This window comes from Variovorax sp. GW821-FHT09B05, assembly GCF_059418265.1.
Genome location: NZ_JBWKPN010000005.1, coordinates 441,239 through 462,188, shown reverse-complemented (window position 1 = coordinate 462,188; position 20,950 = coordinate 441,239). Strand labels below are relative to the sequence as shown.

Here is a 20,950-nt window from a genome sequence, read left to right as displayed (position 1 = left end):
ACGGCCGAGTCCTCGATCAGCCAAGCAGCGTTCTTACGCCCATAACGGAAGGAGACAGCGATGCCAGCGATGAATTGGAACTGGAAGAGATTGGCCATGGCCGCGGCCATGGCGGTGGCCGCGCAGGGCGCGGCGGCGGCTGTGCCGCTGCCGGCGCTCGGCGCGAACCCGGCGGAGGTCAGCGTGTCCGGCCTGTCGGCCGGCGGCTTCATGGCGGTGCAACTGCACGTGGCCTACTCGGCCACCTTCAAGCGCGGCGCCGGCGTGGTGGCCGGCGGCCCGTACTACTGCGCCGAAGGCTCGGTGCTCAACGCCACCGGCCGCTGCATGACGCATGCGAGCAGCATCCCGGTGTCCACGCTCGTGAGCACCACCAACAGCTGGGCCGCCAGCGGCGCGATCGATCCGGTGTCGAACCTCACGGGCTCGAAGGTCTACCTGTTCTCAGGCACCTCCGACAACACGGTCAAGCAGCCGGTGATGGACGACCTCAAGACCTACTACCAGAGCTTCGTGCCGGCGGCCAACACGGTCTACAAGAACAACCTCGGCGCGGGCCATGCGATGGTCACCGACGACTACGGCGGTGCCTGCGCCACCACGGCCTCGCCCTACATCAACAACTGCGGCTTCGATCTCGCGGGCGAAATCCTCACGCACCTCTACGGCCCGCTCAACGCACGCAACAACGGCACGCTGGGCGGCAGCTTCACCGAGTTCAACCAGGGCGAGTTCTCGGGCGGCTCGGGCATGGCCGCCACCGGCTGGCTCTACACGCCCGCGGCCTGCGCGGCCGGCAGCGGCAACAGCTGCCGCGTGCACGTGGTGCTGCACGGCTGCAAGCAGAACTACACGGACGTGGGCGACCAGTACGTGAAGAGGACCGGCTACAACCGCTGGGCCGACACCAACAACATCGTGCTGGTCTATCCGCAGACCAGCACCGCGGCCACCAACAGCTGCTGGGACTGGTGGGGCTACGGCAGCGTCAACTACGCCAAGAAGTCCGGCCCGCAGATGGCGGCCGTCAAGGCCATGGTCGACCGCGTGACCGGCGGCGGGGGCGGCAGCGCGCTGCCCGCGCCCACCGGCGTGGGCACCTCGGGCGCGACCAGCACCAGCATGGTCATCGGCTGGACCGCCGTGGCCGGAGCGAGCGGCTACAACGTCTACCGCGGCGGCAGCAAGGTCAACGCCTCGCCCGTGGCCGGCACCAGCTACACCGACACCGGCCTGGCACCCTCGACCAGCTACAGCTGGACCGTGACCGGCCTGACCGCGGCCAATGCCGAGGGCGCGATGTCGACCGCGGCCACCGGCACCACCACGGGCGGCAGCGGCGGCGGCACCTGCTTCACGGCGAGCAACTACGCCCACACCGTGGCCGGCCGCGCCTATGCGCTGTGGGGCCTGACCTATGCCTACGGTTCGGGGCAATCGATGGGCCTGTGGAACATCTACGTGACCACCACGCTGAAGCAGACCGGCCCCAACTACTACGTGATCGGCAGCTGTTGAGGCCGGTCGACCTTCCTGGATTCTTCGTTTTCGCAATGACCAACGATGCTTGAGACCCGAGATCTGACCATCCGCTTCGGCGGGCACGTGGCCGTCAACGGCGTGAGCTGCGCATTCGCGCCGGGCACGCTGACGGCCATCGTCGGCCCGAACGGCGCGGGCAAGACCACCTACTTCAACCTGATCTCGGGCCAGCTCAAGGCGAGCGCGGGCACGGTGTCGCTCGACGGCCAGCCGCTGTCGGGGCTGTCGCCGTCGGCCCGCACCCGCGCCGGGCTGGGGCGGGCCTTCCAGCTCACCAACCTGTTCCCCAACCTCACGGTGCTGGAGAACGTGCGCCTCGCGGTGCAGGCCACGCGCGAGGGCGCGCACCGCCGCGGGCTCAACCTCTGGAGCATCTGGAGCGACCATGCGGCGCTGACCGCGCGCGCCGACGAGCTGCTGGCGCAGACCAACCTCAAGTCGCGCGAGCACGCCACCGTGGCCAGCCTGCCGCACGGCGACCAGCGCAAGCTCGAGGTGGCGCTGCTGATGGCGCTCGAGCCCAAGGTCTTCATGTTCGACGAGCCCACGGCCGGCATGAACGCGGCCGAGGCGCCCGTGATCCTCGATCTGATCCGCCAGCTCAAGCAGGACCGCAGCAAGACCATCCTGCTGGTCGAGCACAAGATGGACGTGGTGCGCGAGCTCGCCGACCGCATCATCGTGCTGCACAACGGCACGCTGGTGGCCGACGGCGATCCGGCCACCGTGATCGCTTCGCCGGTGGTGCAGGAAGCCTACCTGGGCATCGCGAAGGAGGCTGCTGCATGAGCACCAACCTGCTGACCCTCGAGGGCGTGCACACGCACATCGGGGCCTATCACATCCTGCACAGCGTCGACCTCGCCGTGCCCAAGGGCCAGCTCACGATGCTGCTGGGCCGCAACGGCGCGGGCAAGACCACCACCCTGCGCACCGTCATGGGCCTGTGGCATGCGTCGCAGGGCAGGGTGCGCTTCGGCGAGCGCGACATCACGGCCCTGCGCACGCCGCAGATCGCCGAGCTGGGCATCGCCTACGTGCCCGAGAACATGGGCATCTTCTCCGACCTCACGGTGAAGGAGAACATGCTGCTGGCCGCGCGCGGCGCGAAGAACGCGCAGCAGATGGACGACACGCGCCTCGCGTGGATCTTCAAGCTGTTCCCCGCGGTCGAGAAGTTCTGGAACCACCCGGCGGGCAAGCTCTCGGGCGGCCAGAAGCAGATGCTCGCCGTGTCGCGCGCCATCGTCGAGCCGCGCGAGCTGCTGATCGTCGACGAGCCCAGCAAGGGCCTCGCGCCGGCCATCATCAACAACATGATCGACGCCTTCGACGAACTCAAGCGCAGCGGCGTCACGATCCTGCTGGTGGAACAGAACATCAACTTCGCGCTGCGCCTCGGCGACGCGGTCGCGGTGATGGACAACGGGCGCGTGGTGCACAGCGGCTCGATGGCGGCCTTCGCGGCCGATGCGCAACTGCAGCAGTCGCTGCTCGGACTGGCCCTATGAAAATCGAATTCGACTGGAAGCCGCTGCTGCTGGTGCCCGTCCTCGCGCTGGTCGCGCTGCCGCTCACGGGCTCGTTCTCGACCTGGCTCACGCTCACGGTCGCGGGGCTCGCGATGGGCATGATCATCTTCATCATCGCCTCGGGCCTGACCCTGGTGTTCGGGCTGATGGACGTGCTGAACTTCGGCCACGGCGTGTTCATTGCCCTGGGCGCCTTCGTGGCCAGCAGCGTGCTCGGCCTGATGGGCGACTGGACCGGTTCGCAGGAACTGTGGCGCAACCTGGTGGCGGTCTTCCCGGCCATGCTGGTCGCGATGGCGGTGGCCGGCGCGGTCGGCCTGGCCTTCGAGCGCTTCATCGTGCGGCCGGTCTACGGCCAGCACCTGAAGCAGATCCTCATCACGATGGGCGGCATGATCATCGGCGAGGAACTGATCAAGGTGATCTGGGGCCCGGCGCAGGTGCCGCTGCCGCTGCCCGAGGCGCTGCGCGGCTCGCTGCTGGTGGGCGACGCGGCGATCAGCAAGTACCGGCTGCTCGCGGTGGCGGTGGGCGTGGTGGTGTTCGGCCTGCTGGCCTGGACCCTGAGCCGCACCAAGATCGGCCTGCTGATCCGCGCCGGCGTGCAGGACCGCGAGATGGTCGAGTCGCTCGGCTACCGCATCGGCCGCCTGTTCGTCGGCGTGTTCGTGGTCGGCAGCGCGCTGGCCGGGCTGGGCGGCGTGATGTGGGGCCTGTTCCAGCAGAACCTGGTGCCGCAGATGGGCGCGCAGGTCAACGTGCTGATCTTCATCGTCATCATCATCGGCGGCCTCGGCTCCACCGGCGGCGCGCTGCTCGGTGCGCTGCTCGTGGGCCTGATGACCAACTACATCGGCTTCGTGCTGCCCGCGCTCACGCAGTTCGCGAGCATCTTCCTGATGGTGGCTGTGCTGCTGTGGCGTCCGCAGGGCGTGTATCCGGTGGCGAACCGCTGAGGACCGAGCCATGTTCCTGAAACGACTCCTCTCCAACGACATGCCCCGAAGCCGCCTGCTGGCCGTGCTGCTGGTGGCGCTGTTCCTCGCACTGGCCTTCGCGCCCTTCCTGTTCCCGGGCGTGAAGGCGCTCAGCGTCGCGGCCAAGATCCTGGTGTTCGTGGTGCTGGTCGCGAGCTTCGACCTGCTCTTGGGCTACACGGGCATCGTGAGCTTCGCCCACACCATGTTCTTCGGCATCGGTGCCTACGGCATCGCGATCTCGGCCTCGCGGCTCGGGCCCGACTGGGGCGCGGTGCTGCTGGGCCTGGGCGCCTCGCTCGCGGTCTCGCTGTTGCTCTCGTTCGCCATCGGCCTGTTCTCGCTGCGGGTGCGCGCGATCTTCTTCGCGATGATCACGCTGGCCGTGGCCTCGGCCTTCCAGACGCTGGCCTCGCAGCTGTCGGACTTCACCGGCGGCGAGGACGGCCTGACCTTCAAGCTGCCCGAGCTGATCTCGCCGAGCTTCGAGTTCGCGGAGGAACCGTTCCTCGGCGTCTCCCTCGACGGTCGCCTGCTGTGCTACTACCTGCTGTTCGTGGCCGCCGTGGTGCTGGTGCTGGCGATGCTGCGCATCGTCAACTCCCCCTTCGGCCGCGTGCTGCAGGCGATCCGCGAGAACGAGTTCCGCGCCGAGGCGATCGGCTACCGCGTGGTGGTCTACCGCACCACGGCCGCGGTGCTGTCGGCGCTGTTCGCCACGCTGGCCGGCGCCATGCTCGCGATCTGGCTGCGCTACAACGGCCCCGACACCTCGCTGAGCTTCGAGATCATGGTCGACGTGCTGCTGATCGTGGTGATCGGCGGCATGGGCACGATCTACGGCGCGGCCATCGGCGCCGTGCTGTTCGTGGTCGCGCAGAGCTATCTGCAGGACCTGCTGCGCATGGGCAGCGAGGCCGCGAGCGGCCTGCCGTGGCTGGCGGCGCTGCTGTCGCCCGACCGCTGGCTGCTGTGGCTCGGCGTGCTGTTCGTGCTGTCCGTCTATTACTTCCCCACCGGCATCGTCGGCAAGCTGCGGGCCCGCCGCGCCAGCGCCGCGCGATGAGCGACCTCATGACTTCCCGCATCGTTCCTTCCTCCCACTACGCACGGCTCGCGGGCCGCGAGATCCACTGGCTCGACTGGCCCGCGACCGGGCCCGATCCGCAGGTGCTGATCGCCTGGCACGGCCTGGCGCGCACCGGCCGCGACATGGACGAACTGGCCGAGCATTTCGCCGCGCGCGGCTTTCGCGTGATCTGCCCCGACACCATCGGCCGCGGCCTGAGCCAGTGGAGCCCGCTGCCCGACGAGGAGTACCGGCTCGCCTTCTATGCGCAACTGGCCGAGGCGCTGTGCGACGAACTGGCGCTCGAGCGCGTGCACTGGGTCGGCACCTCGATGGGCGGCGCGATCGGCACCGTCTGCGCGGGCGGCCTGGTCGTGCCGCGCATGAAGGCGCGCATCGCGAGCCTGGTGCTCAACGACAACGCGCCCGAACTCGCGCAGGCCGCGATCGAGCGCATCCGTGCCTATGCCGGCAACCCGCCGGCCTTCGACACGGTGAGCGAACTCGAGACCTTCTTCCGCGGCGTCTACAAGCCCTACGGCTGGCTCAGCGACGCGCAGTGGCGCCGGCTCGCCGAGACCTCGACGCGCCGGCTGCCCGACGGCCGCGTCACACCGCACTACGACCCGGCCATGGTGCGCCAGTTCAGCACGCGCGAGGACGACTACCTGATCTGGCCGCACTACGACGTCATCGAGGCGCCGGTGCTGTGCCTGCGCGGCGCCGAGTCCGACCTGGTGCTGCCCGAGGTGATCGAGGCCATGCGGCATCGCGGCCCGGGCGCGGCGGGGCGGCTCGAAGTCGTTGAGATCCAGGGCTGCGGCCACGCGCCCGCGCTCAACGTGCCCGAACAACTGGAGTGCATCGAAGGGTTTATTCGCGCCGCCGGCCGCTGAGGGGACGGCGGCCTCCACAATCGCCGCCGGTCATCACCCCACAGCAACACACAGAGGCATTCGCACCATGGCGCTTTCGATGTACGACATTTCCGTGCCGGTCTTCACCCGCGGGCTGGCCCAGCTTCGCCACGTGCTCGGCAAGGGCCTGGCCCATGCGCAGGCCAACGGCATCGATCCCTCGACCCTGGTCGATGCGCGCCTCGCGCCCGACATGCTCACGCTGGCCGGCCAGGTGCAGCGCGCGAGCGATGCCTGCAAGCTCGGCACCGCGCGCATCGCGGGCGTGACCGCGCCCAGCTTCCCCGACGAGGAGAAGAGCTACGACGAACTGCTGGTGCGCATCGCGAAGACCGAGGAGTTCCTGCTCGGCGTGGACCGCGCGCTGATCGACGGCCACGAGGAGCGCCCGGTGGTCATCACCGCGCGCGGCACCGAGGTGCATTTCACCGCGCAGCGCTACCTGCTGCAGTTCGCGCTGCCCAACTTCTTCTTCCACGCCACCACCGCCTACGACGTGCTGCGCAACGCCGGCGTGCCGGTGGGCAAGATGGACTATCTCGGCAAGTTCTGAGGCCGCGAAGGGCGGCGGCCCTGACCCTGGTCTTTACGCCGCCGGGACAACCTTCAAATTGCCGTGACACCTGCGCACGCACGGCGCGTGCCGCGAACAATCGCGCCTGACCGCTGTCGGTCTGACATTCGAGCGAGGTTCGCGATCATGAACATGGTGTCCAGAAGGGCGTTCTCGGGGCTGGCGGTCGGCGCTCCCGCGTTCGTGGCGGCCGTGGGCGGCGGATGGCCGGTGCGCAGCGCGCTGGCCGTGTCGCCGGGCCTGCGCGACTACGGCAAGGCGCCCGAGTTCGCGGGCATCGACCGGTGGCTCAACTCGGATCCGCTCACCCTGCAGGGGCTGGCCGGCAAGGTGGTGCTGGTCGATTTCTGGACCTACTCCTGCATCAACTGCATCCGCACCTTGCCGCACGTGGTGCGCTGGTACGAGAAGTACAGGGACCAGGGCTTCGTGGTGGTGGGCGTGCATTCGCCCGAGTTCGCCTACGAGAAGTCGACGCGCAACGTGCAGGACGCGATCCAGCGCTTCGGCATCCGCTACCCGGTGGCGCAGGACAACGGCTTCGCCACCTGGAAGGCCTACGACAACCAGTACTGGCCCGCGTTCTATCTGGTCGACGCCAAGGGGCAGGTGATGCGGCGGCATTTCGGCGAGGGCGAATACGCCGAGATGGAAGCCGCGATCGAGGCGCTGCTGGCGCGCCGGGCCGCGAGCTGAGCGCAGCACCGGCGGCAGCTCAGGGCTTGCGCGCGCGGATCGAATACATCAGCGGAATGCGCGGCATGCCCTCGGGCGGCGCCATGCGGCGGCCGCCGATGTCGCGCATGCCCTCGAAGGGCTTCCAGCCATTGGCGTAGGGGTACTCGTCGAGCCGCTCGATGACCAGCCCGGCCTGCGACAGCGCGGTCGTCACCTGGCCCAGGCCCCAGGTGAATTCGAAGCTCGGGTGCGGGTTGCTGAAGTTCTCCACGCCGCGCTCGTAGTCTTCGCGCACGAGGCCGTCGCCCGACGCGGCCACGTAGTCGCCCACGCCTTCCTCGGGCACGGGGGCGTCGTTGAAGTAGTCGTAGTGGAACTTCCAGGCCGGGTCGAACACCAGCGCGAACGGATGGAACTCGACGAAGACGAAGCGGCCGCCGGGCGCGAGCAACTGCGCCACGCCGCGTGCCCAGGCCGCGATGTCGGAGAGCCAGCACAGCGTGCCGTACGAGCAGAACACGATGTCGTGGCGCTCGCCGCGAGCCTGCGCGTCGCGGAAGTAGTCGTAGACGTCCGAGCGGACGAAGCGCGCCGCGATGCCCGACTGCTGCGAGAGCCGGGTGGCGAAGTCGATGGCCTCGTCGGAGATGTCGACGCCCGTCACCTCGGCGCCGAGGCGCGCGATGCTCAGGCTGTCCTGCCCGGCATTGCATTGCAGGTGCAGCACCGACAGGCCCTTCACCTCGCCGAGCAGTTCGGCCTCCTCGGGGAACAGGGTGCTGCCGCCGTCGCGGAAGAAGGCCGCCTGGTCGCCCTTGTGGCTGTTGTGCGCGAGCGTGGCCGCGTTCCACGAGAGGCGGTTGGCCTCGTGCAGCTCGGGCTTCATCGCGTGCTCCAGCCTGCGAGATGGCGCTCGGCGATGTCGGCGAGGGCGTCGATCCAGGCCGGGCCGTCGTTGAGGCAGGGGATGTAGCTGAACTGCTGGCCGCCCGCATGCAGGAAGGCCTCGCGGCCTTCCATCGCGATCTCCTCGAGCGTTTCGAGGCAGTCGGCCGGAAAGCCCGGGCAGGCCACGTCGACACGCTTCACGCCCGCGGCGCCGAGTTCGCGCAGCGTGGGTTCGGTATAGGGCTCGAGCCATTTGGCCTTGCCGAAGCGCGACTGGAAGGTCACGCGGTAGTGCGCGGGCGCGAGGCCCAGGCGCGCGGCGAGCAGGCGCGCGGTTTCGAGGCACTGCGACTGGTAGGGATCGCCGAGCTCGATGTTGCGCGCGGGAATGCCGTGGAAGCTCAGCAGCAGCACCTCGCCGCGGCCCTGGTCGCGCCAGTGCGCCTCGATGCGCCGTGCCAGCGCCTCGATGTAGCCGGGGTCGTCGTGGAACTGGTTGACGAAGCGGAACTCGGGCACGCTGCGCTGCGCGCGGCTCCAGTCGTTGACGGCGTCGATCACGCTCGCGGTGGTGGTGGCCGAGTACTGCGGATAGCCCTGCAGCACGAGCACGCGCTCGACGCCTTCGGCCTGCAGCGCATCGAGCCGCGCGCCGATCGACGGGTTGGCATAGCGCATCGCATCGCGCACCGCCACGCGGTGGCCGCGCCGGCCCAGCGTGTCGCCCAGGCGCTGGGCCTGCCGTTCGCTCCAGACCTTGAGCGGCGAGCCCTCGGGCAGCCAGATGCTCGCGTACTTGGCGGCCGACTTCGCGGGTCGCACGCGCAGGATGATGCCGTGCAGGATCGGCAGCCAGAGCAGGCGCGGGATCTCGACCACGCGCGGATCGCCGAGGAAGTCCGCGAGATAGCTGCGCACGGCGCTGGCGGTGGGGGCATCGGGCGAGCCGAGGTTGCACCAGAGGACGGCGGTGCTGCGGGGGGCGTTGCCGGGGGCGAGCGAGGGACTTGGAGGCATGCGATATTCTCGGGCATGACTTCCGACCCCACGGTCCCCGCGAGCAACGCGCCGCTCGATCTCAAGCGCATCAGCGCCATCACCCTCGACCTCGACGACACCCTCTGGCCGATCTGGCCGACCATCGAACGCGCGGAGGCCGTGCTGCATGCCTGGCTGCTGCGCGAGGCGCCGAAGACGGCCGCGCTGCTGGTCACGCCGGGCGTGCTGCGCGAACTGCGCGAAGCCACGGCCAAGGAGCGTTCCGACCTCGCGCACGACCTCAGCGCGCTGCGCCGCGAATCGATACGCACCGCGCTGCGCCGCGCAGGCGAGGACCCGGCGCTGGCCGATCCGGCCTTCGATGCCTTCTTCGCCGAACGTCAGCGCGTGACGCTCTACGACGATGCGCTGCCCGCGCTCAAGTGGCTCAGCGAACGCTATCCGCTGGTGGCGGTGTCGAACGGCAATGCCGACATCCACAAGACCGGCGTGGCGCGCTGGTTCCGCACCGCCTTCAATGCGCGCGCCTTCGGCAGCGGCAAGCCGCATGCGCCGATCTTCCGCGCGGCCGCGGCCTCGGTCGGCCTGCTGCCCAAGGACGTGCTGCACGTGGGCGACGATGCCGAGCTCGACGTGGTGGGCGCGCTCAACGCCGGCATGCAGGCCGCCTGGCTGGTGCGCGACGAGCGGCCCTGGGTGCATGGCGCGCGGCCGCAGCTGATCGTGCCGAACCTGCATGCACTGTGCGTGGCGCTCGGCGCCTGATCCTCAGGCGAAGACCGGACGAAAGAAGCTGCGCTCGTAGCTGAGGAAGCAGCGCGTTTCCTCGGCATAGCGGAAGGCGGCCTGGCAGTCCGCGTCCTGCATCGAGTCGGCGCGGTATCGCTCGTAGGCCGCGAGGCTGGGAAAGCTGAACATCGCGAGCGCCACGTTGCTGACGCCCTCCGAGGGCAGGAAGTAGCCGTGGTGTTGGCCGCCGAACTTCTCGACCAAGGGAATCCAGAGCTTGCCGTAGTGCTCGAACTCCTTGAGCTTGTAGGGGTCGACGATGTAGCGCAGGTAGCAGGTGACCATGGTGGGGTGAAGGGGGAGGGTGGGCCGTGAGGGCAATTTCCGCCGCGGCTGCGGCGAACGGGTGGCCCGACTATAGTTTTGCTTCCCCGGCCTGCGGCGCGAGCGCGCCGCGCGAAAGCTCCCCATGCATCTGTCCAACTGGCTCCTCTTCTGCGGCGTGACCCTGCTCGTCGCCTTCACGCCCGGCCCCGCGGTGCTGCTGGCGGTGTCGAACTCGATGTCCGTGGGTCCGCGCCGCGCGATGATCAGCTCGCTGGGCAATGCGACGGGGCTCTTCATGGTGTCGGCCGCCGCGATGGCCGGGCTGGGCGTGGTGCTCTCGACCTCGGCCCATGCCTTCATGGTGCTGAAGCTGGCGGGCGCGGCCTACCTGATCTACCTCGGCATCAAGCAGTGGCGCAGCCAGGGCAGCGTGTTCGCCGACCTGCAGGGCGCCTCGGCGGCGGGCTCGCCGCGTTCGAGCTGGCGCCTGTTCGGCCATGGCCTGACGGTGGCACTGACGAACCCGAAGAGCATCCTGTTCTTCTCGGCGCTGTTCCCGCAGTTCCTCACGCAGGACGCGCCGATCGCCACCCAGTTCGCGGTGTTGACCACCACCTTCGCGGCCGCCTCGGTGCTGTCGCATGCCTTCTATGTGCTGCTGGCGCGCCTGTTGCGCAAGCAGCTGTCGGACCCGCGCCGCACGCGGCTGTTCAACAAGGTCTCGGGTGGCGCCTTCGTGCTGCTGGGGCTGAGCCTGCTGCGGCTGCGCAACAAGGCTGCCGCTTAGTCGAGGCCGAAGCGCTCGCGCAGCGCGGCGCAGAAATCGGCCGTGCCGCTCAGCGAGAAGGCCAGGGTCTCGAAGCGCGCATCGTCGCGCGTGTGCTGCAGGTCATAGTCCCACACCGCCCCCTCGTCGAGCGCGCCGCGCGCATCGGGAAAGGCGGCCTCGGCCCAGGCCAGCATCCGGTCGATCTCGGCGCGGACCTCGCCCACGCGTTCGGGCGCGACCGAGGCCATCGCATCGAAGCTGCCATGGCCGTCGGCGTCCTCGCTGTAGTCGAAGTCGAGGTAGCGCAACTCGCTGCTCATGCCGTCGCCCTCGCAGCGGCCAGGCCGCTGAGCACCGCGCCCTCGAGCGTGGCGGGGTAGGGGCCTGCCACATAGTCGCCGCAGGCCAGCAGGCCGGGCGCGATGGTGGCCGGTGGCCGCGCCAGTCTAGGCGTGCAGGCGAAGGTCGCACGCTTCTCGACCACGGTCTGCACCACCCGCAGGCCGGCCTGGCCCAGTTGCGCGGCCGCCTGCGCGAGCGCCTGCGTCTCGAGCAGCTCGCGCGGCGTCTCGTTGGCGCTCACGACCATCGCGAGCACGCCCGGCAGGCCGCAGAGCCGTTCCTTGTCGAACACGAACTGGGCCGGCGCCGTGGCCGGGTCGCTGCGTAGCGCGAGCATCGGTTCGGCCAGCGGCGTGGCGCCGCGCAGGTAGATCGTGGCGATGGCCTCGAAGCGTAGTGCTTCGGTGTTGGCGCACCAGGCCTCGGCCGGGAGGCCGCTGGCGCGCACGAGCCGCGCGGCATCCCAGGGCGCGCAGGCCAGCACCACGCGGTCGAAGGCTTCGCCGTCGACGCGCCAGGCCTTCGCCTCGGGCGCGATCGCGCGCACGCGTTGGCCGATGCGCAGGCTCGCGGCATGCGCGCGCAGCCAGGCGAGCGCCGCATCGGGCAGCAGCGCGCCGAGGTCGGCGCGCGGCAGCAGCAGGTCGGCGCCGCCGCTGCCGCTGAACAATGCGTCGTGGAGCACGCGCAGGAAGACCTGGCCGCTCGATTGCGCAACGGGCGTGTTGAGCGCCGAGACGCACAGCGGCTCGATCAGCTCCTGCATCACGCGCGGCGTGAGGCCCGCGCAGAGCTCGGCCACGGTGGTCGAGGCGTCGCAGCGAAAGCCCTTGAGGCGCCAGCCGATCGCGGTGCGCAGCAGCGCGGACTTGTCGCGCCAGGTCCAGCCGCGCGCCCGGAAGATGCCCGCCAGCAGGTCGAGCGGTGCGGGCAGCCGCGGCAGCTGCAGGCCGCCGCCATCGGCGAAGCGCAGCGACAGCGGCAGGCGCAGCAGCGCCCGTTCGGGATCGACACCGACATCGCGCATCAGCTGCAGCGTGGCGGCGTAGGCGCCGATCAGGATGTGCTGGCCGTTGTCGAGCGCCATGCCGTGCATGTCGTCGACGCGGCGCGCGCGGCCGCCAGCGCTGGGTGCGGCCTCGAACAGGGTGACCGCATGGCCCTGGCGCACGGCCTCGACCGCGCAGGCCAGGCCGGCCCAGCCGGCGCCGACGACCGCCAGCCTCACAGCCGGCCCAGCGCCTGCACCTTCCAGGCCAGCCACAGCTTGCGCACGGGCGTGAGGCTCACGCGCTGGTTCAGCACCTGGAAGTCGTCGCGCTCGATCTCGCGCAGCAGGGTGCGGTAGATGCTGGCCATCATCAGGCCGGGCTTCTGCGCGCGGCGGTCGGCCGCGGGCAGCAGCGCCAGCGCCTCGTCGTAGGCGGCATGGGCGCGCTGCGCCTGGAACTTCATCAGCGCGACGAAGCGCTCGGAATGCACGCGGTTGAGGATCTCGTGCGCCTTGACCTCGTGCTTCTGCAGGTCGTTGACCGGCAGGTAGATGCGCCCGCGCAGGGCGTCCTCGCCCACGTCGCGAATGATGTTGGTGAGCTGCAGCGCGAGCCCGAGCTTGTGCGCGTAGGCGGTGGTCTGCGCCTCGGTCTGGCCGAAGATGCGCGCCGCCACCTCGCCCACCACGCCCGCCACCAGGTGGCAATAGCGCGCGAGGCCGGGGAAGTCGAGGTAGCGGGTCTGCTCGAGGTCCATCTGGCAACCCTCGATGACCTGGTCGAGCTGGCGCGCCTCGATACCGTAGGCCGCCACGTGCGGCATCAGCGCCTGCATCACCGGATGGCGCGGCGTGCCCGCGAAGGCCTGGGCCACCTCGGTGCGCCACCAGGCGAGCTTGGTGGCGGCCACGCCGGGGTCGCTGACCTCGTCGACCACGTCGTCGACCTCGCGGCAGAAGGCGTAGAAGGCGGTGATGGCCGCGCGCCGCGGCTTGGGAAGGAACAGGAAGGCGTAATAGAAACTGCTGCCCGAGGCGGCGGCCTTGTCTTGCACGTATTGCTCGGGATTCATCGGGAGGGCGCTGCGTTCATGGGCCGTGATTGTCTCCGCATCCGCAGCGCCTTCCAGAGCAGCACGGGGGCATCGGCCTTGCCGATCGTGGGCCGCTGCGTGAAGCTGTCGAAGCCCAGGTCCTCGATCTTGTCGAGGATGCGCAGGCCGCCCTGCACGACCAGGCGCAGCTCCCAGCCGGCGCGCCCCGGCAGTCGGTGCACCAGCGGCGCGCCCTGGTGCATCAGCTCGCGGGCCCAGAACGACACCACCGAGATCAGGTTGATCGCCTCCTGCGGCGGCGGGTAGGCGGGCGAGAGCGGCGCGAACACCTTGAAGTGCTGGCGCGTGAAGCCGCGCCGGGCGCAGTCGGTCAGCGGGAAGTAGAAGCGCCCGCGCGGCAGGTCCACGCTCGGGTCCTGCCAGAAATTGATGAGTTGCAGCGCGCTGCAGATGGCGTCGCTCTGCGCCAGCGAGGGCGCGTCGTGCACGCCGTACAGGTGCAGCAGCAGCCGGCCCACGGGGTTGGCCGAGCGGCGGCAGTAGTCGAGCAGCTCCTCGCGGTCGGCGTAGTCGCTGCCGTCGCGGGTCTTCACGATGTCCTGCATGAAGGCGTCGAGCAGATCGGCCAGCAGCGTCTCGGGCAGGCCGAAGGTTTCGATGTTGTGGGCCAGCGGGCCGAACACCCCGGCCCAGCGCCCGGCCGGGTCGACCCGGCCCTGGGCCGCATCGGCCAGCGCGGCACGGTAGGCGTGCAGCTCGGCCAGCCGCTGCGCGGGCGTGGCCTGGCCCTCGTCGGCGATGTCGTCGGCCGTGCGCGCGAAGTGGTAGATGGCCGCGATCGGCGCGCGCAGCCGCGGCGGGCACAGCCACGAGGCCACGGGAAAATTCTCGTAGTGCGTCGGGGCGGCGGCGGCGAGGGGGGGAGGGGGCGTCTGGGACACGCTGCGATTGTCAACCAGCACGGCTATGCTCCCGGCGTCCCCACTCCCGATTCTTGCCCCATGAATGCACCGGCCAGGACCTCCACCGCGCAAGGCGACGCGGCGCACCCGGCCGGCAAGGGCCTGGTCGTGATCGCGGCGCTCGGCGTCGTGTTCGGCGACATCGGCACTTCGCCGCTGTACGCCTTCAAGGAAACGCTCAATCCCGAGCACGGCGTGCCGTTCTCGCCCGACGCGGTGCTGGGCCTGCTGTCGCTGATCTTCTGGGGCCTGCTGTTCGTGGTGACGCTCAAGTACGTGGTGTTCGTGCTGCGCGCCGACCACGACGGCGAGGGCGGCATCCTGGCGCTGCAGGCGCTGGCGCGCAATGCCGCCTCGCGCATCGGTGCGAAGCCCTGGCTCGGCCACCTGATCGGACTGCTGGGCCTGGTGGGCGCGGCCATGTTCTACGGCGACAGCCTGATCACGCCGGCGATCTCGGTGCTGTCGGCGGTCGAGGGGCTGGAGGTGCGCGCGCCGATGCTCGAGCGCGCGGTGCTGCCGATCACGGTGGTGATCCTGATCGCGCTGTTCGCGGTGCAGAAGAAGGGCACGGGCGCGGTCGGCAAGGTGTTCGGACCGGTGATGCTGCTGTGGTTCGTGGTGATCGGCGTGGCCGGGCTGCTGCAGGTGCTGGCCCAGCCGCAGGTGCTGGCGGCGCTCGATCCGCGGCGCGCCGTGCTGTTTTTGGTCGAGCACCGGCTGCAGTCGCTGGCGGTTCTGGGCGCGGTGTTCCTGGCCTTCACCGGCGGCGAGGCGCTGTATGCCGACATGGGCCACTTCGGCGCGCGGCCGATCCGGCTCGCGTGGCTCTTCATCGCGCTGCCGGGGCTGGTGCTCAACTACTTCGGCCAGGGCGCGCTGGTGCTGGCCAATCCAGCCGCCATCGACAATCCCTTCTTCCGGCTCTTTCCGGCCTGGGGCGTGCTGCCGATGGTGCTGCTGGCCGCGATGGCGACGGTGATCGCCTCGCAGGCCGTGATCTCGGGCGCCTTCTCGCTCACGGCGCATGCGATGCGCATGGGCTACCTCCCGCGCATGCGCGTGATCCAGACCTCGGGCACGGCCATCGGCCAGATCTACGTGCCGACCGTCAACTGGCTGCTGATGGTGGGCGTGCTGCTGCTGGTGCTGGGCTTCCGCAGCTCGAGCGCGCTGTCGGCCGCCTACGGCATCGCGGTGTCGATCACCATGGTCACGACTACCCTGCTGGCCGGCATCGTGGCCTGGGGGCTGTGGCGCTGGAACAAGCCGGCGGTGGCGCTGGGCGTGGCGGCCTTCGCGGCGGTCGACCTGACCTTCGTGGTCGCCAACAGCCTCAAGGTGGCCGAGGGCGGCTGGCTCACGCTGGCGGTGGCCGCGGGCGTGATGCTGCTGTTCACCACCTGGGCCAAGGGACGCCGCCTGGGGCTGGAGGCGGCCGCGGCCGAGAGCCTGCCGCTGCGGCCCTTCTTCGAATCGCTGGCCCACCACATGCCGCACCGGGTGCAGGGCACGGCGGTGTTCCTCAACGTCAACGTCACGTCGGTGCCGCATGCGCTGCTGCACAACCTCAAGCACAACCAGGTGCTGCACGAGCAGGTGATCGTGCTGCGCGTGCTGCCCTGCGACACGCCGCGCGTCGACGCGCGCCTGCGCATCGAGGCCGAGTCGCTGATGACCGGCATCTGGGTCGTGACGGCGCGCCACGGCTTCATGGAACGGCCCGACGTGCCCGAGTTCATCCGCATCCTGGCCTACCAGAAGACGCTGGCGATCGACTCGATGAAGACCTCGTACTTCGTCTCGCGCGCCTCGGTGGGCGAGGAGAACCTGCCGGGCCTCAACCCGATCCGGCGCGCGCTGTTCGGCTGGCTGCAGCGCAACGCGGGGCGCGCCTCGGACTACTTCGAGCTGCCCGACAACCGGCTGGTGGAAATGGGCCAGCGGACCTGAGCACAAGGCGGCCGCCGGCGCTACTGACCGGCGGGTAATTGACAGCGGTTCACGTTTACCCTAGATTACTAACCGGTGGGTCATTAAAGACCCGGTTCGTTCCTTCCAGGGTGTCTCATGACCGCCTCCCAATCCATCTTCTCGCTCGACCGCGCGGCCGCCTGGCTGCTGGTTCCCGCCCTCGTGGCCCTGGCCGCCTGCTCGCCGTCCAAACCCGCGGAGGAACCGGTCCGCGCGGTCAAGCTGGTGACAGTGGGCACCAGCGAATTCGATGCCCAGCCCGAGTTCTCGGCCGAGGTGCGGGCGCGCGTCGAGTCGCGCCTGGGCTTCCGCGTGGCAGGCAAGATCACGCGCCGCCAGGCCGAGCTCGGCCAGCGCGTGCAGGCCGGCCAGGTGCTGGCCCAGCTCGATCCGCAGGACTACCGGCTGGCCGCCGAGGCCGCCCGTGCCCAGCAGGCCGCGGCGCTGACCAACCGCGACCTGGCCGCGGCCGACCTGAAGCGCTACCGCGAGCTGCGCGAGCAGAACTTCATCAGCGGCGCCGAGCTCGAGCGCCGCGAATCGACCTGGAAGGCGGCCCAGGCCCAGCTCGAGCAGGCGCAGGCCCAGCTCTCGTCGCAGGGCAACCAGGCCAACTACACGACGCTGGTGGCCGACGTGGCCGGCGTCATCACCGCCATCGAGGCCGAACCGGGCCAGGTGGTGCAGGCCGGCACGCCGGTGGTGCGGATCGCGCAGGACGGCGCGCGCGACGTGGTGTTCGCGGTGCCCGAGGACCGCGCGGGCCTGATCAAGCCCGGCTCGGCGGTCGCGGTGCGCGGCTGGTCGGGCGGCGAGGAACTGCAGGGCCAGGTGCGCGAGGTGGCGGCCAGCGCCGACGCCGTGACCCGCACCTTCACCGTGAAGGTGGCGATCGATGCCGCGAGCGCGCCCGCGCTCGGCGCCACGGTCTATGCGCGGCCGCAGGCGCTCGCGCGCAGCGGCCCGGCCGTCGTCAAGCTGCCGACCAGCGCGCTGCGCCAGGAAGGCAAGGGCACGGCCGTGTGGGTGCTCGACAAGTCGACCATGACCGTGCGCTCGCAGCCGGTGCAGGTGGCGACCGCCGACGGCAACGAGGCCGTGATCGGCGCCGGTGTGACGCCCGGCATGCAGGTGGTGGTGGCGGGGGTGCACGTGCTGTCGCCGGGCCAGAAGGTCACGATCTACCAGCCGCGTGAAGTGGCGGCGGGCGGTGCGGACGCGGGCAGTGCCACGCAGGGCGTCGCGCCCGTGGCCGCCAACAAGAAGGAGATCGCAGCGGGTGCCGGCAAATGAGCGGCGCTGACAAGGCGAACCACGGCGCCGAGCCGGCCGCCCGCGCGGGCGGCTTCAATCTCTCGAAATGGGCGCTCGACCACGCGCCGCTCACGCGCTACCTGATGCTGGTGCTGATGCTGCTGGGCGCCTTCGCCTATTTCCAGCTCGGGCAGGACGAGGATCCGCCCTTCACCTTCCGCGCGATGGTGGTGCGCACCTACTGGCCCGGCGCCACCGCGCAGCAGGTGGCCGAGCAGGTCACCGACAAGCTCGAGCGCACGCTGCAGGAGGCGCCGTACGCCGACAAGATCCGCAGCTACTCCAAGCCCGGCGAGTCGCAGATCATCTTCCAGATCAAGGACTCCTCGAAGGCGAGCGAGGTCGCCAACGTCTGGTACACGGTGCGCAAGAAGATCGGCGACATGCGCGGCACCCTGCCCGCGGGCGTGCAGGGGCCGTTCTTCAACGACGACTTCGGCGACGTCTACGGCGTGATCTACGCGCTCGAGAGCGAGGGCTTCAGCTATGCCGAGCTCAAGACCCTGGCCGACGACGTGCGCCAGCAGCTGCTGCGCGTGAAGGACGTGGCCAAGGTCGACCAGTTCGGCGTGCAGGACGAGAAGGTCTTCATCGAGATATCCCAGAAGCGCCTGGCGCAGCTGGGCCTCGACTTCAACGCCGTGCTGCAGCAGCTCGGTTCGCAGAACGCGGTCGAGAGCGCCGGCACGATCCAGTCGCCGCTCGACGTGGTGCAGGTGCGCGTGGGCGGCCAGTTCACCAACGTCGACCAGCTGCGCGAGATGCCGATCCGCGGCAGCTCGGGCAACCAGCTCAAGCTCGGCGACATCGCCGAGATCCGTCGCGGCTACATCGATCCGCCCGCGGTCAAGGTGCACCACCAGGGCAAGGAAGTGATCGCGCTCGGCGTGTCGATGACCAAGGGCGGCGACATCATCGCGCTGGGCAAGGCGCTGCGCGCGGCCACCGCGAGCATCGACAAGCAGCTGCCGCTGGGCGTGAAGCTCGCGCAGGTGCAGGACCAGCCGGTCGCCGTGGCGAGCTCGGTCAACGAGTTCGTGCGCGTGCTGATCGAGGCCGTGGCCATCGTGCTGGCGGTCAGCATCATCTCGCTGGGCCTGCACAAGGGCGGGCGCTTCGGCTGGTACATCGACATGCGTCCCGGCCTGGTGGTGGCGATCACCATCCCGCTGGTGCTGGCCGTGACCTTCCTGGCGATGAACTACTTCGGCATCGGGCTGCACAAGATATCGCTGGGCTCGCTGATCATCGCGCTGGGCCTGCTGGTGGACGACGCGATCATCGCGGTCGAGATGATGGTGCGGAAGATGGAGGAGGGCTACGACAAGGTCCGCGCCGCCACCTTCGCCTACGACGTGACGGCCAAGCCCATGCTCACCGGCACGCTGATCACCGCCGCGGGCTTCCTGCCGATCGGCATCGCCAAGTCGGTGACCGGCGAATACACCTTCGCGATCTTCGCGGTGACGGTGATCGCGCTGGTGCTGTCGTGGATCGTCTCGGTGTACTTCGTGCCGTACCTGGGCACCTTGCTGCTCAAGGTCAAGCCGCACGACCCGGACGCGCCGCCGCACGAGCTGTTCGACACGCCGTTCTACAACGCCTTCCGCCGCGCGGTGAACTGGTGCGTGCAGCATCGCTGGCTGACCATCGGCGCCACCGTGCTGATCTTCGCGCTCGGCATCGTCGGCATGGGCAAGGTGCAGCAGCAGTTCTTCCCCGACTCGAGCCGGCCCGAGATCCTGGTCGACATCTGGTTCCCCGAGGGCACCTCGTTCCAGGCCAACGAGGAGGTGGCGAAGCGGGTCGAGCAGCGCATCCTCAAGGAAGCGGGCGTGAAGACCGTCAGCACCTGGATCGGCTCGGGCGTGCCGCGCTTCTACCTGCCGCTGGATCAGGTGTTCCCGCAGTCCAACGTCTCGCAGCTGATCGTGCTGGCGAGCGACCTCAAGGTGCGCGAGACGCTGCGGCTGTCGCTGCCCGGCCTGCTGGCGCAGGAATTCCCCGAGGTGCGCGGCCGCGTGAAGCTGCTGCCCAACGGGCCGCCGGTGCCGTACCCGGTGCAGTTCCGCGTGATCGGCACCGATCCGGCGCAGCTGCGCGCGCATGCCGACGAGGTCAAGGCCGTGCTGCGCGAGAACGCCAACATGCGCGGCGTGAACGACAACTGGAACGAGTCGGTGAAGGTGATCCGCCTCGAGGTCGACCAGGCCAAGGCGCGCGCGCTCGGCGTGACCAGCCAGGCCATCGCGCAGGCCTCGCGCACCATGTTCAGCGGCACCACCGTGGGCCAGTACCGCGAGAACGACCTGCTGATCGACATCGTGCTGCGCCAGTCGGCCGACGAGCGCGAAGCCATCTCGGACATCGGCAATGCCTACCTGCCGACGGCCTCGGGCCGCTCGATCCCGCTGACGCAGATCGCCCGACCGGTGTTCACCTGGGAGCCGGGCGTGATGTGGCGCGAGAACCGTGACTACGCGATCACCGTGCAGGGCGACGTGACCGAGGGCCTGCAGGGCGCGACCGTGACCGACCAGCTGCTGCCGAAGCTGCGCGAGCTCGAGGCCGGCTGGCACGCGGCCGGGCAGGGCGCCTACCGCATCGAGGTGGCGGGTGCCGTGGAGGAGAGCAGCAAGGGCTCGGCCTCCATCGTGGCCGGCGTGCCGATCATGCTGTTCCTGGTGTTCACGCTGCTGATGCTGCAGCTGCACAGCTTCAGCCGCTCGCTGCTGGTGTTCATCACCGGACCCATGGGCATCGCCGGCGTGGCCGGTGCGCTGCTGGTGCTGAACCGGCCCTTCGGCTTCGTCGCGCTGCTCGGCGTGATCGCGCTGATGGGGATGATCCAGCGCAACGCCGTGATCCTGATCGACCAGATCGAGCACGACCGCGCGGCCGGCGTGCCGGCCTGGGACGCCATCGTCGAGTCGGCCGTGCGCCGCCTGCGCCCGATCGTGCTGACCGCCGCGGCCGCCGTGCTGGCGATGATCCCGCTCTCGCGCAGCGTGTTCTGGGGCCCGATGGCGGTCGCCATCATGGGCGGGCTGATCGTGGCGACGGTGCTGACCTTGCTGGCGCTGCCGGCGATGTATGCGGCGGCGTTCCGGGTCAAGCGCGAGGAAGCGAAGCCGCCGCCACCGCAGGGCACCGGCGCCTTGCCGGGCCCCCAGGCGGCCTGACGGGCGGATGCAGGGTTTGTCCCGCCCCGCCAGGCAGCGAACTCCGTGCCGGGGAGAAGCCGGGAGCCTTCCGGTTTCGACTAAAATGCGCGGTTGACCGATTTCGAGCGGACGGTCTTGGACTGCCGG

General features: G+C 69.9%; 20 protein-coding genes. 13 read left to right on the top strand and 7 right to left on the bottom strand.

The window, feature by feature from the left end:
• The first annotated feature begins 60 nt into the window (after positions 1–60).
• The 8 genes from AC07RM_RS16430 (at position 61) to AC07RM_RS16395 (ending at position 7,307) form a co-directional block, all read left to right on the top strand.
• Positions 61–1,518, top strand: coding sequence for an extracellular catalytic domain type 2 short-chain-length polyhydroxyalkanoate depolymerase (locus tag AC07RM_RS16430; RefSeq protein ID WP_495335205.1), 1,458 nt, complete (start codon positions 61–63; stop codon positions 1,516–1,518).
• A gap of 45 nt (positions 1,519–1,563) precedes the next feature.
• On the top strand, positions 1,564–2,331 hold the full coding sequence (locus tag AC07RM_RS16425; RefSeq protein ID WP_208508136.1) for an ABC transporter ATP-binding protein: 768 nt from the start codon (positions 1,564–1,566) through the stop codon (positions 2,329–2,331).
• Positions 2,328–3,053, top strand: coding sequence for an ABC transporter ATP-binding protein (locus AC07RM_RS16420; RefSeq protein WP_495335204.1), 726 nt, complete (start codon positions 2,328–2,330; stop codon positions 3,051–3,053). Before AC07RM_RS16425 ends, AC07RM_RS16420 begins: the two co-directional genes overlap by 4 nt.
• Entirely contained in the window at positions 3,050–4,030 is a 981-nt protein-coding gene (locus tag AC07RM_RS16415) for a branched-chain amino acid ABC transporter permease (RefSeq protein WP_209545137.1), read from the top strand. Before AC07RM_RS16420 ends, AC07RM_RS16415 begins: the two co-directional genes overlap by 4 nt.
• A gap of 10 nt (positions 4,031–4,040) precedes the next feature.
• On the top strand, positions 4,041–5,117 hold the full coding sequence (locus AC07RM_RS16410) for a branched-chain amino acid ABC transporter permease (RefSeq protein WP_495335203.1): 1,077 nt from the start codon (positions 4,041–4,043) through the stop codon (positions 5,115–5,117).
• Between the two features lie 8 nt (positions 5,118–5,125).
• Positions 5,126–6,016: an alpha/beta fold hydrolase gene (locus AC07RM_RS16405; protein WP_495335202.1), complete on the top strand. Its 891-nt coding sequence runs from the start codon at positions 5,126–5,128 to the stop codon at positions 6,014–6,016.
• 67 nt (positions 6,017–6,083) lie between these two features.
• Complete coding sequence (locus AC07RM_RS16400; protein ID WP_495335201.1) at positions 6,084–6,590, top strand: DUF1993 domain-containing protein; 507 nt, start codon at positions 6,084–6,086, stop codon at positions 6,588–6,590.
• 153 nt (positions 6,591–6,743) lie between these two features.
• On the top strand, positions 6,744–7,307 hold the full coding sequence (locus tag AC07RM_RS16395) for a thioredoxin family protein (RefSeq protein ID WP_495335200.1): 564 nt from the start codon (positions 6,744–6,746) through the stop codon (positions 7,305–7,307).
• Positions 7,308–7,326: 19 nt separating this feature from the next.
• Here AC07RM_RS16395 and AC07RM_RS16390 read toward each other — a convergent pair whose 3' ends face one another.
• Positions 7,327–8,175, bottom strand: a complete 849-nt coding sequence (locus AC07RM_RS16390; RefSeq protein WP_495335199.1) for a class I SAM-dependent methyltransferase — start codon at positions 8,173–8,175, stop codon at positions 7,327–7,329.
• Positions 8,172–9,194: a ferrochelatase gene (gene hemH, locus AC07RM_RS16385; RefSeq protein WP_495335198.1), complete on the bottom strand. Its 1,023-nt coding sequence runs from the start codon at positions 9,192–9,194 to the stop codon at positions 8,172–8,174. Before hemH ends, AC07RM_RS16390 begins: the two co-directional genes overlap by 4 nt.
• Positions 9,195–9,209: 15 nt before the next feature.
• On the opposite strand from hemH, the gene AC07RM_RS16380 reads away from it, so the two are divergent.
• Complete coding sequence (locus AC07RM_RS16380; RefSeq protein WP_093344241.1) at positions 9,210–9,941, top strand: HAD family hydrolase; 732 nt, start codon at positions 9,210–9,212, stop codon at positions 9,939–9,941.
• A 3-nt stretch (positions 9,942–9,944) separates the two neighbouring features.
• Here AC07RM_RS16380 and AC07RM_RS16375 read toward each other — a convergent pair whose 3' ends face one another.
• Positions 9,945–10,250: an NIPSNAP family protein gene (locus tag AC07RM_RS16375; RefSeq protein WP_495335197.1), complete on the bottom strand. Its 306-nt coding sequence runs from the start codon at positions 10,248–10,250 to the stop codon at positions 9,945–9,947.
• Positions 10,251–10,374: 124 nt separating this feature from the next.
• Here AC07RM_RS16375 and AC07RM_RS16370 point away from each other — a divergent pair, with 124 nt between their 5' ends.
• Entirely contained in the window at positions 10,375–11,019 is a 645-nt protein-coding gene (locus AC07RM_RS16370; RefSeq protein WP_493207852.1) for a LysE family translocator, read from the top strand.
• Here AC07RM_RS16370 and AC07RM_RS16365 read toward each other — a convergent pair.
• From AC07RM_RS16365 to hpnC, 4 genes are read right to left on the bottom strand one after another with little or no spacing between them, the layout of a single operon-like run.
• Entirely contained in the window at positions 11,016–11,321 is a 306-nt protein-coding gene (locus tag AC07RM_RS16365) for a hypothetical protein (RefSeq protein WP_495335196.1), read from the bottom strand. The genes AC07RM_RS16370 and AC07RM_RS16365 overlap by 4 nt on opposite strands.
• Positions 11,318–12,571 (bottom strand): hydroxysqualene dehydroxylase HpnE, encoded by a 1,254-nt coding sequence (gene hpnE / locus AC07RM_RS16360; RefSeq protein ID WP_495335195.1) that lies wholly within the window; start codon positions 12,569–12,571, stop codon positions 11,318–11,320. Before hpnE ends, AC07RM_RS16365 begins: the two co-directional genes overlap by 4 nt.
• On the bottom strand, positions 12,568–13,407 hold the full coding sequence (gene hpnD, locus AC07RM_RS16355) for a presqualene diphosphate synthase HpnD (RefSeq protein WP_093344234.1): 840 nt from the start codon (positions 13,405–13,407) through the stop codon (positions 12,568–12,570). Before hpnD ends, hpnE begins: the two co-directional genes overlap by 4 nt.
• Positions 13,404–14,330 (bottom strand): squalene synthase HpnC, encoded by a 927-nt coding sequence (hpnC, locus tag AC07RM_RS16350; protein ID WP_495325923.1) that lies wholly within the window; start codon positions 14,328–14,330, stop codon positions 13,404–13,406. The genes hpnD and hpnC overlap by 4 nt, the downstream gene beginning before the upstream one ends.
• Before the next feature lie 60 nt (positions 14,331–14,390).
• On the opposite strand from hpnC, the gene AC07RM_RS16345 reads away from it, so the two are divergent.
• The 3 genes from AC07RM_RS16345 to AC07RM_RS16335 all read left to right on the top strand — a co-directional run bounded on the left by AC07RM_RS16345 (position 14,391) and on the right by AC07RM_RS16335 (position 20,821).
• Entirely contained in the window at positions 14,391–16,304 is a 1,914-nt protein-coding gene (locus tag AC07RM_RS16345) for a potassium transporter Kup (RefSeq protein WP_495317874.1), read from the top strand.
• 117 nt (positions 16,305–16,421) lie between these two features.
• A complete protein-coding gene (locus AC07RM_RS16340; RefSeq protein WP_296799532.1) occupies positions 16,422–17,618 on the top strand; it encodes an efflux RND transporter periplasmic adaptor subunit in 1,197 nt (398 codons plus the stop codon).
• Positions 17,615–20,821, top strand: a complete 3,207-nt coding sequence (locus AC07RM_RS16335) for an efflux RND transporter permease subunit (protein ID WP_495335194.1) — start codon at positions 17,615–17,617, stop codon at positions 20,819–20,821. The genes AC07RM_RS16340 and AC07RM_RS16335 overlap by 4 nt, the downstream gene beginning before the upstream one ends.
• Positions 20,822–20,950: the final 129 nt, after the last annotated feature.

What these genes read in the sequence shown, in the direction of transcription:
- AC07RM_RS16420 (WP_495335204.1), top strand. Translation starts at nt 2,328, where the DNA reads ATGAGCACCAACCTGCTGACCCTCGAGGGCGTGCACACGCACATCGGG.
- AC07RM_RS16405 (WP_495335202.1), top strand. Translation starts at nt 5,126, where the DNA reads ATGACTTCCCGCATCGTTCCTTCCTCCCACTACGCACGGCTCGCGGGC.
- hpnD (WP_093344234.1), bottom strand. Translation starts at nt 13,407, where the DNA reads ATGAATCCCGAGCAATACGTGCAAGACAAGGCCGCCGCCTCGGGCAGC.
- AC07RM_RS16390 (WP_495335199.1), bottom strand. Translation starts at nt 8,175, where the DNA reads ATGAAGCCCGAGCTGCACGAGGCCAACCGCCTCTCGTGGAACGCGGCC.
- AC07RM_RS16340 (WP_296799532.1), top strand. Translation starts at nt 16,422, where the DNA reads ATGACCGCCTCCCAATCCATCTTCTCGCTCGACCGCGCGGCCGCCTGG.
- AC07RM_RS16425 (WP_208508136.1), top strand. Translation starts at nt 1,564, where the DNA reads ATGCTTGAGACCCGAGATCTGACCATCCGCTTCGGCGGGCACGTGGCC.
- AC07RM_RS16345 (WP_495317874.1), top strand. Translation starts at nt 14,391, where the DNA reads ATGAATGCACCGGCCAGGACCTCCACCGCGCAAGGCGACGCGGCGCAC.
- AC07RM_RS16395 (WP_495335200.1), top strand. Translation starts at nt 6,744, where the DNA reads ATGGTGTCCAGAAGGGCGTTCTCGGGGCTGGCGGTCGGCGCTCCCGCG.
- AC07RM_RS16335 (WP_495335194.1), top strand. Translation starts at nt 17,615, where the DNA reads ATGAGCGGCGCTGACAAGGCGAACCACGGCGCCGAGCCGGCCGCCCGC.
- AC07RM_RS16410 (WP_495335203.1), top strand. Translation starts at nt 4,041, where the DNA reads ATGTTCCTGAAACGACTCCTCTCCAACGACATGCCCCGAAGCCGCCTG.
- AC07RM_RS16400 (WP_495335201.1), top strand. Translation starts at nt 6,084, where the DNA reads ATGGCGCTTTCGATGTACGACATTTCCGTGCCGGTCTTCACCCGCGGG.
- AC07RM_RS16365 (WP_495335196.1), bottom strand. Translation starts at nt 11,321, where the DNA reads ATGAGCAGCGAGTTGCGCTACCTCGACTTCGACTACAGCGAGGACGCC.
- AC07RM_RS16430 (WP_495335205.1), top strand. Translation starts at nt 61, where the DNA reads ATGCCAGCGATGAATTGGAACTGGAAGAGATTGGCCATGGCCGCGGCC.
- AC07RM_RS16370 (WP_493207852.1), top strand. Translation starts at nt 10,375, where the DNA reads ATGCATCTGTCCAACTGGCTCCTCTTCTGCGGCGTGACCCTGCTCGTC.
- AC07RM_RS16375 (WP_495335197.1), bottom strand. Translation starts at nt 10,250, where the DNA reads ATGGTCACCTGCTACCTGCGCTACATCGTCGACCCCTACAAGCTCAAG.
- hemH (WP_495335198.1), bottom strand. Translation starts at nt 9,194, where the DNA reads ATGCCTCCAAGTCCCTCGCTCGCCCCCGGCAACGCCCCCCGCAGCACC.
- AC07RM_RS16380 (WP_093344241.1), top strand. Translation starts at nt 9,210, where the DNA reads ATGACTTCCGACCCCACGGTCCCCGCGAGCAACGCGCCGCTCGATCTC.
- AC07RM_RS16415 (WP_209545137.1), top strand. Translation starts at nt 3,050, where the DNA reads ATGAAAATCGAATTCGACTGGAAGCCGCTGCTGCTGGTGCCCGTCCTC.